Below are 16,083 nucleotides of genomic sequence, written 5' to 3' on the forward strand. Positions count from 1 at the left end.
CGACAACATCAAGATGGTTGTCACCCTGATCGCTCCGATCGCCATGGAAGATGGCCTGCGCTTCGCGATTCGCGAAGGCGGCCGTACCGTTGGCGCCGGCGTGGTTGCCAAGATCATCGAGTAATCGGTTGATCTGTCCCCGTCAGGCCGGCATAATGGTCGGCCTGATTTTGTTCTAGGTCAGTAGCTCAATTGGCAGAGCGGCGGTCTCCAAAACCGCAGGTTGGGGGTTCGATTCCCTCCTGACCTGCCATTTTCTAACGAATTTGGCGTGTCTTTCACAGGATCCTGGTAAATGAATGCTAAGGCCGAAGCCAAAGACTCTCGCTTAGATCTGCTCAAGTGGCTGCTCGTTGCTGCTTTGGTGGTGGTGGGTGTTGTCGGCAATCAGTACTTCTCTGCCGAGCCGATTCTGTACCGTGTTCTGGTGTTGCTGGCTCTTGCGGTTGTTGCAGGCTTTGTTGGTTTGCAAACGACTCGCGGTCAGGCTTTCCTGGAGCTTGCTAAGGAAGCGCGCGTCGAGATTCGCAAGGTCGTTTGGCCAACTCGTCAAGAAACCACCCAGACCACATTGATTGTGGTCGCTGTCGTGCTGGTCATGGCGCTGGTGTTGTGGGGCTTGGACTCATTGCTCGGTTGGCTTGTTTCGTTGATTGTCGGTTAAAGGTGTCCCGTGGCTAAGCGTTGGTACGTCGTGCATGCTTACTCGGGTTACGAGAAGCATGTGATGCGCTCTTTGATAGAGCGTGTCAAGCTCGCTGGTATGGAAGATGGCTTTGGCGAGATTCTGGTTCCCACTGAAGAAGTGGTGGAGATGCGGAACGGTCAAAAGCGCAAAAGCGAGCGCAAGTTCTTTCCGGGCTATGTCCTGGTGCAAATGGACATGAACGAAGGTACTTGGCACTTGGTCAAGGATACTCCGCGTGTCATGGGCTTCATCGGCGGTACTGCTGATAAGCCTGCGCCGATCACGGACAAGGAGGCAGAGGCTATTCTGCGTCGCGTTGCCGATAGCGGCGACAAGCCCAAGCCCAAGACGTTGTTCGAACCTGGTGAGATGGTACGTGTCGTAGACGGGCCGTTTGCCGATTTCAGCGGCGTGGTTGAAGAAGTGAATTACGAGAAGAGCCGAATCCAGGTGGCGGTGACTATTTTTGGTCGCTCGACGCCGGTGGAGCTGGAGTTTAGTCAGGTCGAGAAGGCATAACTGACACAAGCATCCCTCACCCCGCAGCCACAGGTTGCGGGGTTTTGTCGTCACTGGGATAAATGCGTAACTAACCGGGGAGCCGTCAGGCGCTAGAACCCGTATTTGGAGTAGCTCATGGCTAAGAAGATTCAAGCTTACATCAAGCTGCAAGTAAAGGCCGGTCAGGCCAACCCGTCGCCACCCGTTGGTCCTGCTTTGGGTCAGCACGGCGTGAACATCATGGAGTTCTGCAAGGCATTCAATGCCAAGACCCAGGGCATGGAGCCTGGTCTGCCTACTCCGGTGATCATCACCGTCTATAGCGACCGCAGCTTTACTTTTGAAACCAAGAGCACCCCTGCTTCGGTTCTGTTGAAGAAGGCAGCTGGTCTGACCAGCGGTTCCGCGCGCCCCAACACCGTCAAGGTGGGCACCGTGACCCGTGCTCAGCTGGAAGAGATCGCCAAGACCAAATCGGCTGATCTGACTGCAGCTGACCTGGATGCGGCCGTGCGTACCATCGCCGGTTCCGCTCGCAGCATGGGCCTGAACGTGGAGGGTGTGTAATGGCTAAGTTGACTAAGCGTCAAAAGGCAATCGCGGAAAAAATCGAGCCGGGCAAGGCTTATAGCTTCGTCGAAGCTGCTGCTCTGCTGGCCGAGCTGTCCGCAGTCAAGTTCTCCGAGTCCGTAGACGTCGCCGTTAACCTTGGCGTCGATCCGCGTAAATCGGACCAGGTCGTGCGTGGCGCTACCGTGCTGCCGAACGGCTCGGGTAAGACCGTGCGCGTTGCTGTGTTCACCCAGGGCCCGGCCGCCGAAGCGGCGCTGGCTGCCGGCGCCGACCGCGTTGGCATGGATGAACTGGCTGCTGAAATGAAGGGCGGCGACCTGAATTACGACGTGGTCATCGCTTCTCCGGATGCCATGCGCGTAGTCGGCCAGCTGGGTCAGGTGCTTGGTCCGCGTGGCCTGATGCCTAACCCGAAGGTCGGCACCGTGACGCCGGACGTGGCCACTGCGGTGAAGAATGCCAAGGCTGGTCAGATCCGTTTCCGTACCGATAAAAACGGTATCATTCACGGCTCCGTAGGCAAGGTCGGCTTCGAAGCCGACAAGCTGAAGCAGAACGTCGAAGCTCTGATTTCCGATCTGAAGCGCCTGAAGCCGTCGACCTCCAAAGGTATCTACGTCAAGCGTGTGACCCTGAGCACTACCATGGGTCCGGGTCTGGTTATCGATCAGGCTTCGCTGGACGTGTAATGAACGTGGCCGGCGCAAGCGATTGCGTCGGCCCTGAAAAATTGGGGTCCCTGCCTGGCGGGGGCTATCCAAGACCGTAGGTGGCGAAAGCCTTAAATCCGGAGAGCAATTTCCCGGCCTACGCAGATGGTGCTCCCGATTCTTACCGAATCAGACACCAAAACGCCGTCCAGCCCAGGTTGGACGAAACGGTAACATCCAGGAGTAAACCCGTGGCAATTAAACTCGAAGACAAGAAGGCCATCGTCGCTGAAGTCAACGAGGCTGCCAAAGCTGCCCTGTCCGCTGTCGTGGCTGATGCCCGTGGCGTGACCGTAGGTGCTATGACCGGACTCCGTAAAGAGGCCCGCGCATCTGGTGTGTACGTGAAAGTCGTACGTAACACCCTGCTGCGCCGCGCCGTTGAAGGCACTCAGTTCGACGTGCTCAACGACGTGTTCAAAGGCCCGACCCTGATCGCATTCTCCAACGAACATCCGGGCGCTGCTGCCCGTATCTTCAAGGATTTCGCCAAGGGTCAGGACAAGTTCGAGATCAAGGCAGCTGCGTTCGAGGGTCAGTTCCTCGCAGCCAATCAGATCGATGTGCTGGCAACTCTGCCGACTTACAACGAAGCGATTTCTCAGCTGATGAGCGTGATGCAAGGCGCCACCAGCAAGTTCGTTCGTACCCTGGCAGCTGTTCGCGACCAGAAAGAAGGCGTTGCCGCCTAAGGCGCGCAGAGTCTTTCAATCTTATTTGTTTAATTTGATGGCCGCGTAGGCTGTCCCCCAATACAGGAATTAGAGTCATGGCTCTGACCAACGAAGACATCATCAACGCCGTTTCCGACATGTCCGTGATGCAGGTTGTTGAACTGATCAAGGCAATGGAAGAGAAGTTCGGCGTAACCGCCGCCGCCGCTGTTGCTGCCGGCCCGGCCGCTGCTGCCGCAGTTGCTGAAGAGCAGACCGAGTTCAACATCGTTCTGGTGGAAGCAGGCGAGAAGAAAGTAAACGTGATCAAGGCTGTTCGCGAGCTGACCGGCCTGGGCCTGAAAGAAGCCAAGGCAGTGGTTGACGGCGCTCCTGGCGTCGTCAAGGAAGGCGCTTCGAAAGAAGAAGCCGAAGCTGCCAAGAAGGTTCTGGAAGAAGCTGGCGCCAAAGTCGAGCTCAAGTAAGCGACGACCTTGCGTCTACAGCCGGAGCGACTCGCGTAAGGCTGATGGCTGGTGGCTTTTGCCACCGGCCTTTTTCCGTTCTAGGTCGGCTATTCGTTGGCCGGCCTGGAACGGAAATTCCCACCCTGAGAGGTGGCGCAAACCTAGGGTTTGCAAGAGTTTCTGGCAGCTCCCGTCGGAGAGGCCAAATAAGCAGGTGACCAAGCTGGGGAACGCTGATGGCTTACTCATACACTGAGAAAAAACGTATCCGCAAGGACTTTAGCAAGTTGCCGGATGTCATGGATGTGCCTTATCTCCTGGCCATCCAGCTGGATTCGTATCGCGAATTCCTGCAGGCGGGAGCGACCAAGGACCAGTTTCGTGACATCGGCCTGCATGCGGCCTTCAAGTCCGTTTTCCCGATTATCAGCTATTCCGGCAATGCGGCTCTGGAGTATGTCGGTTATCGTCTGGGCGAGCCGGCATTCGACGTCAAGGAATGCGTGCTGCGCGGCGTGACCTTCGCCGTACCGCTGCGGGTAAAAGTCCGTCTGATCATTTTCGACAAAGAATCGTCGAATAAAGCGATCAAGGACATCAAAGAGCAAGAAGTGTACATGGGGGAAATTCCCCTGATGACCGAGAACGGTACCTTCGTTATCAATGGTACCGAGCGCGTCATCGTTTCCCAGCTGCACCGCTCCCCAGGCGTGTTCTTCGACCACGACCGTGGCAAGACCCACAGCTCCGGTAAGCTGCTGTATTCCGCCCGGGTTATTCCCTACCGTGGCTCCTGGCTGGACTTCGAGTTCGATCCGAAGGACGCCGTGTTCGTACGTATCGACCGCCGCCGCAAGCTGCCGGCTTCGGTGCTGTTGCGCGCGCTGGGTTACAGCACTGAGGAGATGCTGGACGCCTTCTACGCCACCAACGTCTTCCATGTGAAGGGCGAGTCCCTGCGCCTGGAGTTGGTGCCGCAGCGTCTGCGTGGCGAAATCGCCGTCCTCGATATCAAGGACGAGAATGGCAAGGTCATCGTCGAGCAGGGCCGTCGTATCACGGCGCGCCACATCAACCAGCTGGACAAGGCTGGCATCAAAGAGCTGGAAGTCCCGCTCGATTACCTGATTGGCCGCACCACTGCCAAGGCGATCGTGCACCCGGCTACCGGCGAGATCATCGCCGAATGCAACACCGAGTTGAATACCGAAGTCCTGGCCAAGGTGGCCAAGGCTCAGGTCGTGCGCATCGAGACGCTGTACACCAATGATATCGATTGCGGTCCGTTCATCTCCGATACCCTGAAGATCGACTCCACCACCAATCAGCTAGAAGCGCTGGTCGAGATCTATCGCATGATGCGTCCTGGCGAGCCGCCAACCAAGGACGCCGCCGAGACCCTGTTCAACAACCTGTTCTTCAGTGCCGAACGCTACGACCTGTCGGCCGTTGGCCGCATGAAGTTCAACCGTCGTATCGGCCGCACCGAGATCGAAGGCTCCGGCGTGCTGTGCAAGGAAGACATCGTCGAGGTGCTCAAGACCCTCGTCGACATCCGTAACGGCAAGGGCATCGTCGACGATATCGACCATCTGGGTAACCGTCGCGTGCGTTGCGTCGGCGAAATGGCCGAGAACCAGTTCCGCGTGGGCCTGGTGCGTGTCGAGCGCGCGGTCAAGGAACGCCTGTCGATGGCCGAGAGCGAAGGCCTGATGCCGCAGGACCTGATCAACGCCAAGCCGGTCGCGGCGGCGGTCAAGGAGTTCTTCGGTTCCAGCCAGCTCTCGCAGTTCATGGACCAGAACAACCCGCTGTCGGAAATCACCCACAAGCGCCGCGTCTCCGCGCTCGGCCCGGGCGGTCTGACCCGTGAGCGCGCCGGCTTCGAAGTCCGCGACGTACACCCGACCCACTACGGTCGCGTGTGTCCGATCGAGACCCCTGAAGGTCCGAACATCGGTCTGATCAACTCGCTGGCGGCCTATGCCCGCACCAACCAGTACGGCTTCCTCGAGAGCCCGTATCGTGTGGTGAAGGACACCCTGGTGACCGACGAAATCGTCTTCCTGTCCGCCATCGAAGAGGCCGATCACGTGATCGCCCAGGCGTCGGCGACCATGAACGACAAGGGTCAGTTGACCGATGAGCTGGTGGCCGTGCGCCATCTCAACGAGTTCACCGTCAAGGCGCCGGAAGACGTCACCCTGATGGACGTCTCGCCCAAGCAGGTAGTGTCGGTCGCCGCCTCGTTGATTCCGTTCCTCGAGCACGACGACGCCAACCGCGCCCTCATGGGCTCGAACATGCAGCGTCAGGCCGTGCCGACCCTGCGTGCCGACAAGCCGCTGGTGGGGACCGGGATGGAGCGCAACGTGGCGCGCGATTCCGGCGTCTGCGTCGTGGCCCGTCGTGGCGGGGTGATCGACTCGGTCGACGCCAGCCGCATCGTGGTTCGCGTCAATGACGACGAGGTCGAGACCGGCGAAGCGGGTGTCGACATCTACAACCTGACCAAGTACACCCGCTCCAACCAGAACACCTGCATCAACCAGCGTCCGCTGGTGAGCAAGGGTGATCAGGTGCAGCGCAGCGACATCCTGGCCGATGGTCCGTCCACCGACATGGGCGAACTGGCGCTGGGTCAGAACATGCGCGTGGCGTTCATGCCGTGGAACGGCTTCAACTTCGAAGACTCCATCTGCCTGTCCGAGCGTGTGGTTCAGGAAGACCGTTTCACCACCATCCACATCCAGGAACTGACCTGTGTGGCGCGCGACACCAAGCTCGGTTCGGAAGAAATCACTTCCGATATCCCGAACGTCGGTGAGTCTGCGTTGAACAAGCTGGACGAAGCGGGCATCGTCTATGTCGGTGCCGAAGTAGGTGCCGGCGACATCCTGGTCGGCAAGGTGACGCCGAAAGGCGAAACCCAGCTGACCCCGGAAGAGAAGCTGCTGCGTGCGATCTTCGGTGAGAAGGCATCCGACGTTAAGGACACCTCGCTGCGCGTGCCGACCGGTACCAAGGGCACGGTGATCGACGTACAGGTCTTCACCCGTGATGGCGTCGAGCGCGATGCCCGTGCGCTGTCGATCGAGAAGATGCAGCTCGACGAGATCCGCAAGGACCTCAACGAGGAGTTCCGCATCGTCGAAGGCGCGACCTTCGAGCGTCTGCGTGCGGCCCTGGTCGGCAAGGTCGTCGAAGGCGGTGCTGGCCTGAAGAAGGGCGCGGAGATCACCGACGAAGTTCTCGACGGTCTCGAGCGCGGTCAGTGGTTCAAGCTGCGCATGGCCGACGACGCGCTGAACGAGCAGTTGGAAAAGGCCCAGGCCTACATATCCGACCGCCGCCAGCTACTCGACGACAAGTTCGAAGACAAGAAGCGCAAGCTGCAGCAGGGCGATGACCTGGCGCCGGGCGTGTTGAAGATCGTCAAGGTCTACCTGGCCATTCGTCGCCGCATCCAGCCGGGCGACAAGATGGCCGGTCGTCACGGTAACAAGGGTGTGGTCTCGGTGATCATGCCGGTCGAAGACATGCCGCACGATGCCAATGGTACCCCGGTCGACATCGTTCTCAACCCGCTGGGCGTACCGTCGCGTATGAACGTCGGGCAGATCCTCGAAACCCACCTGGGCCTCGCGGCCAAGGGGCTGGGCGAGAAGATCAACCGCATGCTCGAAGAGCAGCGCAAGGTGGCCGAGCTGCGTCAGTTCATGCAGCAGATCTACAACGAGATCGGCGGTCGTCAGGAGAACCTGGATGAACTGAGCGATCAGGAAATCCTCAGCCTGGCGAACAATCTGAAAGGTGGCGTGCCCATGGCCACGCCGGTGTTCGACGGTGCCAAGGAAAGCGAGATCAAGGCCATGCTGAAGCTGGCCGATCTGCCGGAGAGCGGGCAGATGCGCCTGATCGACGGTCGTACCGGCAACCAGTTCGAGCGTCCGACCACGGTTGGTTACATGTACATGCTGAAACTGAACCACCTGGTGGACGACAAGATGCACGCGCGTTCCACGGGTTCCTACAGCCTGGTTACCCAGCAGCCGCTGGGTGGTAAGGCGCAGTTCGGTGGTCAGCGCTTCGGGGAGATGGAGGTCTGGGCACTGGAAGCCTATGGCGCCGCCTACACCCTGCAGGAAATGCTGACCGTTAAGTCGGATGACGTGAACGGCCGTACCAAGATGTACAAGAACATCGTGGACGGTGATCACCGTATGGAGCCGGGCATGCCCGAGTCCTTCAACGTACTGATCAAAGAGATCCGTTCGCTCGGTATCGACATCGATCTGGAAACCGAATAACACGTGACGCGAATCGGGAGCGGGGCACTTTGCCCGCTCCCTGCTCCGCCAGGAGGAAAGGCCTTGAAAGACCTACTGAATTTGCTGAAAAACCAGGGTCAAGTCGAAGAATTCGATGCCATCCGCATCGGCTTGGCTTCGCCTGAGATGATCCGTTCGTGGTCGTTCGGCGAAGTGAAAAAGCCGGAAACCATCAACTACCGCACCTTCAAGCCCGAGCGCGATGGCCTGTTCTGCGCCAAGATCTTTGGCCCGGTCAAGGACTACGAGTGCCTGTGCGGTAAGTACAAGCGCCTCAAGCACCGCGGCGTGATCTGCGAGAAGTGCGGCGTGGAAGTGGCCCTGGCCAAGGTCCGCCGCGAGCGCATGGCGCACATCGAGCTGGCCTCGCCGGTCGCCCACATCTGGTTCCTCAAGTCGCTGCCGAGCCGTATCGGCCTGCTGATGGACATGACCCTGCGTGACATCGAGCGCGTGCTCTATTTCGAGAGCTACGTGGTGATCGATCCGGGTATGACCACCCTGGAAAAGGGCCAGCTGCTCAATGACGAGCAGTACTTCGAGGCCCTCGAAGAGTTCGGCGATGACTTCGATGCCCGCATGGGCGCCGAGGCCGTGCGCGAGCTGCTGCATGCCATCGACCTGGAATACGAGATTGGCCGCCTGCGTGAGGAAATTCCGCAGACCAATTCGGAAACCAAGATCAAGAAGCTGTCCAAGCGGCTGAAGCTGATGGAGGCCTTCCAGGGCTCGGGCAACCTGCCGGAGTGGATGGTCCTGACCGTATTGCCGGTGCTGCCGCCGGACCTGCGTCCGTTGGTGCCGCTCGATGGCGGTCGCTTCGCGACCTCCGACCTGAACGATCTGTATCGTCGGGTGATCAACCGTAACAACCGCTTGAAGCGCCTGCTCGATCTGTCCGCGCCGGACATCATCGTGCGAAACGAGAAGCGCATGCTGCAGGAAGCAGTCGACGCGCTGCTCGACAACGGCCGTCGCGGCCGCGCCATCACCGGTTCGAACAAGCGCCCGCTGAAGTCCCTGGCCGACATGATCAAGGGTAAGCAGGGTCGTTTCCGTCAGAACCTGCTGGGTAAGCGCGTGGACTACTCCGGTCGTTCCGTGATCACCGTGGGCCCGACCCTGCGCCTGCACCAGTGCGGTCTGCCGAAGAAGATGGCCCTCGAGCTGTTCAAGCCGTTCATTTTCGGCAAGCTGGAAATGCGTGGTCTGGCAACCACCATCAAGGCGGCGAAGAAGATGGTCGAGCGCGAGCTGCCGGAGGTGTGGGACGTTCTCGCCGAAGTGATTCGCGAACACCCTGTACTGCTCAACCGTGCGCCGACCCTGCACCGTCTGGGTATCCAGGCATTCGAGCCGGTACTGATCGAAGGCAAGGCGATCCAGCTGCACCCGCTGGTCTGCGCCGCGTACAACGCCGACTTCGACGGTGACCAGATGGCCGTCCACGTGCCGCTGACGCTGGAAGCCCAGTTGGAAGCGCGTGCGCTGATGATGTCGACCAACAACATCCTCTCGCCAGCCAACGGCGAGCCGATCATCGTGCCGTCGCAGGACGTGGTACTGGGTCTGTATTACATGACCCGCGAAGCCGTGAACGCCAAGGGCGAAGGCCGTGTGTTCGCCGACCTGCAGGAAGTCGACCGGGTATTCCGTGCCGGCGAAGCGTCGCTGCATGCCCGTGTGAAAGTGCGGATCAACGAGACCATCAAGGATCGTGACGGCAGCATCACCAAGAACACCCGCATCGTCGACACCACCGTCGGTCGTGCGCTGCTGTTCCAGGTGGTTCCGGCCGGCCTGTCCTATGACGTGGTCAACCAGCCGATGAAGAAGAAGGCGATCTCCAAGCTGATCAACCAGTGCTACCGCACCGTCGGCTTGAAGGACACCGTGATCTTCGCCGACCAGCTGATGTACACCGGTTTCGCCTACTCGACCATCTCCGGTGTGTCGATCGGCGTGAACGACTTCGTCATCCCGGATGAGAAGGCGCGGATCATCGATGCGGCCACCGAGGAAGTTAAGGAAATCGAGAGCCAGTACGCTTCCGGCCTGGTAACCCAGGGCGAGAAGTACAACAAGGTGATCGACCTCTGGTCCAAGGCCAACGACGAAGTGTCCAAGGCGATGATGGGCAACCTCTCGAAAGAGAAGGTCATCGATCGCGAAGGCAAGGAAGTCGAGCAAGAGTCCTTCAACTCCATGTACATGATGGCCGACTCTGGTGCCCGGGGTTCTGCTGCGCAGATCCGTCAGCTCGCCGGTATGCGTGGCCTGATGGCCAAGCCGGACGGCTCGATCATCGAGACGCCGATCACCGCGAACTTCCGTGAAGGTCTGTCGGTTCTGCAGTACTTCATCTCGACTCACGGTGCGCGTAAGGGTCTGGCCGATACCGCCCTGAAGACCGCCAACTCCGGTTACCTGACTCGTCGTCTGGTCGACGTGGCCCAGGACCTGGTGGTGACCGAGATCGATTGCGGCACCGAGCATGGCCTGCTGATGACCCCGCATATCGAAGGTGGCGACGTGGTCGAGCCGCTGGGTGAGCGCGTGCTGGGCCGTGTGATCGCCAAGGACGTGCCGAAGCCGGGCAGCGACGAGATCATCGTGCCGGCCGGCACCCTGGTCGACGAGCAGTGGGTTGAGTTCATCGAGCGCAACAGCATCGACGAAGTGGTCGTGCGTTCGCCGATCAGCTGTGAAACCCGCTACGGCATCTGCGCCAAGTGCTACGGCCGCGATCTGGCCCGTGGTCACCAGGTCAACATCGGTGAGGCGGTCGGGGTCATTGCGGCTCAGTCGATCGGTGAGCCGGGTACCCAGCTGACCATGCGTACCTTCCACATCGGTGGTGCGGCCAGCCGGACTTCCGCGGCCGATAGCGTTCAGGTCAAGAATGGCGGTGCCATTCGCCTGCACAACCTCAAGCACGTCGAGCGCCTCGACGGCGCCCTGGTCGCGGTGTCGCGTTCCGGTGAGCTGGCGGTTGCCGACGAGTTCGGTCGTGAGCGTGAGCGCTACAAGTTGCCTTACGGCGCCGTGATTTCGGTGAAAGAGGGTGACAAGGTCGATCCGGGCGCCATCGTCGCCAAGTGGGATCCACACACTCACCCGATCGTCACCGAGATGAAGGGTACCGTGACCTATGTGGGCATGGAGGAAGGCATCACCATCAAGCGCCAGACCGACGAACTGACCGGTCTGACCAACATCGAAGTGCTGGATCCGAAGGATCGTCCCGCCGCCGGCAAGGACATCCGCCCGGCCGTGAAGATGGTTGGCGTCGATGGCAAGGACCTGCTGCTGCCGGGCACCGACGTGCCGGCTCAGTACTTCCTGCCGGCCAACGCCCTGGTGGGTGTGGCCAACGGTGCCCAGGTGGGCGTGGGCGACGTTATCGCTCGTATCCCCCAGGAAACCTCGAAGACCCGCGACATCACCGGTGGTCTGCCGCGCGTTGCCGACCTGTTCGAAGCGCGTCGTCCGAAAGAGGCCTCGATCCTCGCGGAGATCAGCGGCACCATCGCCTTCGGCAAGGAAACCAAGGGCAAGCGTCGCCTGGTGATCACGCCGACCGACGGTAGCGATCCGTACGAAGAGCTGATTCCGAAGTGGCGTCACCTCAACGTGTTCGAGGGTGAGCAGGTCAACAAAGGCGAAGTGATCTCCGACGGTCCGAGCGACCCGCACGACATCCTGCGCCTGCTCGGTGTCAGCGCGCTGGCCAAGTACATCGTCAACGAAATCCAGGACGTGTACCGGCTGCAGGGCGTGAAGATCAACGACAAGCACATCGAGACCATCCTGCGCCAGATGCTGCGCAAGGTCGAGGTGTCCGAAGCCGGTGATTCTTCCTTCATCAAGGGCGACCAGATGGAGCTGACCTCGGTGTTGGGCGAGAACGAGCGTCTGGCGGCAGATGACAAGTTCATCGCCAAGTACACGCGCGTCCTGCTGGGTATCACCAAGGCTTCGTTGTCCACCGAATCGTTCATCTCGGCGGCGTCCTTCCAGGAAACCACTCGTGTACTGACCGAGGCGGCGGTAACCGGCAAGCGTGACTTCCTGCGCGGCTTGAAAGAGAACGTGGTGGTTGGACGTCTGATTCCGGCTGGTACCGGCTTGGCTTATCACGCAGAGCGCAAGCGCAAGCGTGATGCAGAGAAACCGGTTCGCGTCAGCGCCAGTGAGGTGGAAGCCGCACTGTCCGAAGCGCTGAACTCCAGCGGCAGCTAAGTACATGGCCCCGCGGCTTGGGGTCATGGCTTGACGGGGTGCATGAGTCTCTTTAGACTCATGCACCCCTAAATTTGGCAGGGCATGCGCTCTGCCATTTTGCTTTCCTTGTAAGGCAATAGCGTCGAAAGACAACAGTGGAGCTTATAGATGGCAACTATCAACCAGCTGGTACGTCAGCCGCGCAAGCGTATCGTCGAGAAATCCGACGTGCCTGCGCTGCAGAACTGCCCGCAGCGTCGTGGTGTGTGCACTCGCGTGTATACCACTACGCCGAAAAAACCTAACTCGGCACTGCGTAAAGTATGCCGCGTGCGTCTGACCAACGGTTTCGAGGTTTCCTCGTACATCGGTGGTGAAGGCCACAACCTGCAAGAGCACAGCGTGGTGCTGATCCGTGGCGGTCGTGTAAAAGACCTTCCGGGTGTGCGTTATCACACCGTGCGCGGCTCCTTGGATACCTCCGGCGTCAAGGGTCGTAACCAGGGTCGTTCGAAGTACGGTACCAAGCGTCCGAAGTAATTCGTTTCGCTAGCTGATTTTCTATTTATTGAGTCGATAAGAGTAAGGTCGGGCGCCATCTCGATGATGCAGTCCCGGGCTAACCTGAAGACCGTTTGAGGGCTTATCAATGCCAAGACGTCGTGTAGCAGCCAAGCGTGAAATTCTGGACGATCCGAAGTACGGAAGCCAGATTCTCGCCAAATTCATGAACCACGTGATGGAAAGCGGCAAGAAAGCCGTTGCCGAGCGTATCGTTTATGGTGCCCTGGACAAGGTCAAAGAGCGCAAGAACAGCGATCCCCTGGAAATCTTCGAGAAAGCTCTCGACGCCATCGCTCCGCTGGTCGAAGTGAAGTCGCGCCGTGTTGGTGGTGCGACTTATCAGGTTCCGGTCGAAGTTCGTCCGTCTCGTCGTAACGCTCTTGCCATGCGCTGGCTGGTAGATTTCGCCCGCAAGCGTGGCGAGAAGTCCATGGCGCTGCGCCTGGCTGGCGAGCTGCTGGATGCTGCCGAAGGCAAGGGTGCTGCAGTTAAGAAGCGTGAAGACGTGCACCGTATGGCTGAGGCCAACAAGGCCTTCTCGCACTACCGCTTCTAATTTTCGCGCTTCTATATTTGCGAGGGCTTTATGGCTCGTACTACCCCGATTAACCGCTACCGTAACATTGGTATCGTCGCGCATGTGGATGCCGGCAAGACCACTACCACGGAGCGGGTTCTGTTTTACACGGGCGTCAACCACAAGATGGGCGAGGTGCATGATGGCGCCGCGACCATGGACTGGATGGTGCAGGAGCAGGAGCGAGGTATCACCATTACCTCCGCTGCCACCACTGCCTTCTGGCAGGGTTCGGAAAAGCAGTACGACAACCACCGCTTCAACATCATCGATACCCCCGGGCACGTAGACTTCACTATCGAAGTTGAGCGCTCGCTGCGTGTACTCGACGGTGCTGTCGTGGTGTTCTGTGGTACTTCCGGCGTTGAGCCGCAGTCGGAAACCGTATGGCGTCAGGCCAACAAGTACGGTGTTCCGCGTCTGGTTTACGTCAACAAGATGGACCGCGCCGGCGCTAACTTCCTGCGTGTGGTTGGCCAGATCAAGCAGCGCCTGGGTCACACCCCGGTGCCTATTCAGCTCGCCATCGGTGCGGAAGACAACTTCCAGGGCCAGATCGACCTGATCAAGATGAAGGCCATCTACTGGAACGATGACGACAAGGGCACCACCTTCCGTGAGGAAGAGATCCCGGCCGAGCTCCAGGAGCTGGCTGAAGAGTGGCGCTCGAACATGGTCGAGGCGGCTGCCGAGGCTACCGAAGAGCTGATGAACAAGTATCTCGAGGGCGAAGAGTTGACCGTCGCCGAGATCAAGTCGGCCCTGCGTCAGCGCACCATTGCTGGTGAGATCGTTCTGGCTGTCTGTGGTTCTTCGTTCAAGAACAAGGGTGTGCCCCTGGTTCTCGATGCGGTCATCGACTACCTGCCGGCGCCGGTGGATATCCCGGCGATCAAGGGTAGCGACATCGACGACGAAAACATCGCGATGGAGCGTCACGCCGACGACAACGAGCCGTTCTCTGCTCTGGCGTTCAAGATCGCTACCGACCCGTTCGTGGGTACCCTGACGTTTGCGCGCGTCTACTCGGGCGTGCTGAGCTCGGGCGACGGCGTGCTCAACTCCGTCAAGGGCAAGAAAGAGCGTGTTGGTCGTATGGTGCAGATGCACGCGAACAGCCGTGAGGAGATCAAGGAAGTTCGTGCTGGCGACATCGCTGCATTGATCGGCATGAAAGACGTTACCACCGGCGACACCCTGTGCTCGCTGGAGAAGCCGATCATCCTCGTGCGCATGGACTTCCCGGAGCCGGTTATCTCGGTTGCCGTTGAGCCCAAGACCAAGGACGACCAGGAAAAAATGGGTATCGCTCTGGGCAAGCTCGCTCAGGAAGACCCGTCTTTCCGCGTCAAGACCGATGAAGAGACGGGTCAGACGATCATCTCCGGTATGGGCGAGCTGCACCTGGACATCCTGGTCGACCGTATGCGTCGCGAGTTCAATGTCGAGGCCAACATCGGTAAGCCGCAGGTTTCCTATCGTGAGAAAATCACGAAGTCCTGCGAGATCGAGGGCAAGTTCGTTCGTCAGTCCGGCGGTCGTGGTCAGTTCGGTCACTGCTGGGTGCGCTTCGCGCCTGCGGATGAAGGGCAGGAAGGCTTGCAGTTCGTCAACGAAGTGGTAGGTGGTGTGATTCCGAAGGAATACATCCCGGCCATTCAGAAGGGTATCGAAGAGCAGATGAAGAACGGTGTTATCGCCGGCTATCCGCTCATCGGCCTGAAGGCTACAGTGTTCGATGGTTCCTACCACGACGTCGACTCCAACGAGATGGCGTTCAAGGTTGCTGCCTCCATGGCGACCAAGCAGCTGTCCCAGAAGGGTGGCGCTGTAGTGCTTGAGCCGATCATGAAAGTAGAAGTGGTAACACCTGAGGACTACATGGGTGACGTGATGGGTGACCTGAACCGTCGTCGTGGTCTGATTCAGGGTATGGAAGATACTCCGGCTGGCAAGGTTATCCGTGCCGAGGTGCCGCTGGGTGAGATGTTCGGTTATGCGACCGATGTCCGTTCCATGTCCCAGGGTCGCGCAAGCTACGCCATGGAATTCGCAAAATACTCGGAAGCTCCGTCGAATATCGTCGAAGCCATCGTTAAAAGACAAGGCTGATTCAGCCCTTTAGGCAAGAGGTTCACTGTCGTGGCTAAAGAAAAATTTGAACGTAACAAACCGCACGTCAACGTAGGCACCATCGGTCACGTTGACCACGGTAAAACCACCCTGACCGCAGCGCTGACCAAGGTTTGCGCTGAGACTTGGGGCGGCTCTGCTCGTGACTTCTCCCAGATCGACAACGCTCCGGAAGAGAAAGCGCGCGGCATCACCATCAACACCTCCCACGTTGAATACGATTCGCCGACCCGTCACTACGCCCACGTAGACTGCCCGGGCCACGCCGACTACGTGAAGAACATGATCACCGGTGCTGCGCAGATGGACGGCGCGATCCTGGTTTGCTCCGCTGCCGACGGCCCGATGCCGCAGACCCGCGAGCACATCCTGCTGTCCCGTCAGGTCGGCGTTCCTTACATCGTCGTGTTCCTGAACAAGGCCGACATGGTGGATGACGCTGAGCTGCTGGAACTGGTCGAGATGGAAGTTCGTGACCTGCTGTCGACCTACGACTTCCCGGGCGACGACACTCCGATCATCATCGGCTCCGCGTTGATGGCGCTGAATGGTCAGGACGACAACGAAATGGGCGTTAGCGCCGTTCGTAAGCTGGTCGAGACTCTGGACAGCTACATTCCTGAGCCTGAGCGTGCCATCGACAAGCCGTTCCTGATGCCGAT

The 16,083-nt window shown here is 59.4% G+C and carries 13 protein-coding genes and 1 tRNA gene; all 14 read left to right on the forward strand.

Features of this window, described 5'->3' with window-relative positions:
* The coding region (locus AB5S05_RS21495) for an EF-Tu C-terminal domain-related protein (protein WP_449578527.1) at positions 1-124 on the forward strand (124 nt) is incomplete at its 5' end.
* A gap of 53 nt (positions 125-177) precedes the next feature.
* A tRNA-Trp gene (locus AB5S05_RS21500) sits at positions 178-253 on the forward strand.
* A 42-nt stretch (positions 254-295) separates the two neighbouring features.
* Complete coding sequence (gene secE, locus AB5S05_RS21505; RefSeq protein WP_369289555.1) at positions 296-664, forward strand: preprotein translocase subunit SecE; 369 nt, start codon at positions 296-298, stop codon at positions 662-664.
* Between the two features lie 9 nt (positions 665-673).
* Positions 674-1,207, forward strand: a complete 534-nt coding sequence (gene nusG, locus AB5S05_RS21510) for a transcription termination/antitermination protein NusG (RefSeq protein ID WP_255837023.1) — start codon at positions 674-676, stop codon at positions 1,205-1,207.
* A 117-nt stretch (positions 1,208-1,324) separates the two neighbouring features.
* Complete coding sequence (rplK, locus tag AB5S05_RS21515; protein ID WP_369289556.1) at positions 1,325-1,756, forward strand: 50S ribosomal protein L11; 432 nt, start codon at positions 1,325-1,327, stop codon at positions 1,754-1,756.
* Entirely contained in the window at positions 1,756-2,451 is a 696-nt protein-coding gene (gene rplA / locus AB5S05_RS21520; RefSeq protein WP_369289557.1) for a 50S ribosomal protein L1, read from the forward strand. Before rplK ends, rplA begins: the two co-directional genes overlap by 1 nt.
* A gap of 212 nt (positions 2,452-2,663) precedes the next feature.
* On the forward strand, positions 2,664-3,164 hold the full coding sequence (gene rplJ, locus AB5S05_RS21525) for a 50S ribosomal protein L10 (protein WP_090448680.1): 501 nt from the start codon (positions 2,664-2,666) through the stop codon (positions 3,162-3,164).
* A gap of 77 nt (positions 3,165-3,241) precedes the next feature.
* On the forward strand, positions 3,242-3,610 hold the full coding sequence (gene rplL, locus AB5S05_RS21530; protein WP_369289558.1) for a 50S ribosomal protein L7/L12: 369 nt from the start codon (positions 3,242-3,244) through the stop codon (positions 3,608-3,610).
* Between the two features lie 218 nt (positions 3,611-3,828).
* Positions 3,829-7,902 (forward strand): DNA-directed RNA polymerase subunit beta, encoded by a 4,074-nt coding sequence (gene rpoB / locus AB5S05_RS21535; protein ID WP_369289559.1) that lies wholly within the window; start codon positions 3,829-3,831, stop codon positions 7,900-7,902.
* Between the two features lie 63 nt (positions 7,903-7,965).
* Positions 7,966-12,165, forward strand: coding sequence for a DNA-directed RNA polymerase subunit beta' (gene rpoC / locus AB5S05_RS21540; protein WP_369289560.1), 4,200 nt, complete (start codon positions 7,966-7,968; stop codon positions 12,163-12,165).
* A gap of 150 nt (positions 12,166-12,315) precedes the next feature.
* Entirely contained in the window at positions 12,316-12,687 is a 372-nt protein-coding gene (gene rpsL / locus AB5S05_RS21545) for a 30S ribosomal protein S12 (RefSeq protein ID WP_003186084.1), read from the forward strand.
* 109 nt (positions 12,688-12,796) lie between these two features.
* Positions 12,797-13,267 carry a 30S ribosomal protein S7 gene (gene rpsG / locus AB5S05_RS21550; protein ID WP_003186074.1) on the forward strand — a complete coding sequence of 157 codons (471 nt, stop codon included), beginning with the start codon at positions 12,797-12,799 and terminating at the stop codon, positions 13,265-13,267.
* A 30-nt stretch (positions 13,268-13,297) separates the two neighbouring features.
* Positions 13,298-15,400: an elongation factor G gene (gene fusA, locus AB5S05_RS21555; protein ID WP_369289561.1), complete on the forward strand. Its 2,103-nt coding sequence runs from the start codon at positions 13,298-13,300 to the stop codon at positions 15,398-15,400.
* 30 nt (positions 15,401-15,430) lie between these two features.
* Positions 15,431-16,083: GTP-binding protein (locus AB5S05_RS21560; RefSeq protein WP_369289562.1), on the forward strand; the 653-nt coding region annotated here is incomplete at its 3' end.

Source organism: Pseudomonas zhanjiangensis (assembly GCF_041027545.1).
GTDB lineage: Bacteria > Pseudomonadota > Gammaproteobacteria > Pseudomonadales > Pseudomonadaceae > Aquipseudomonas > Aquipseudomonas zhanjiangensis.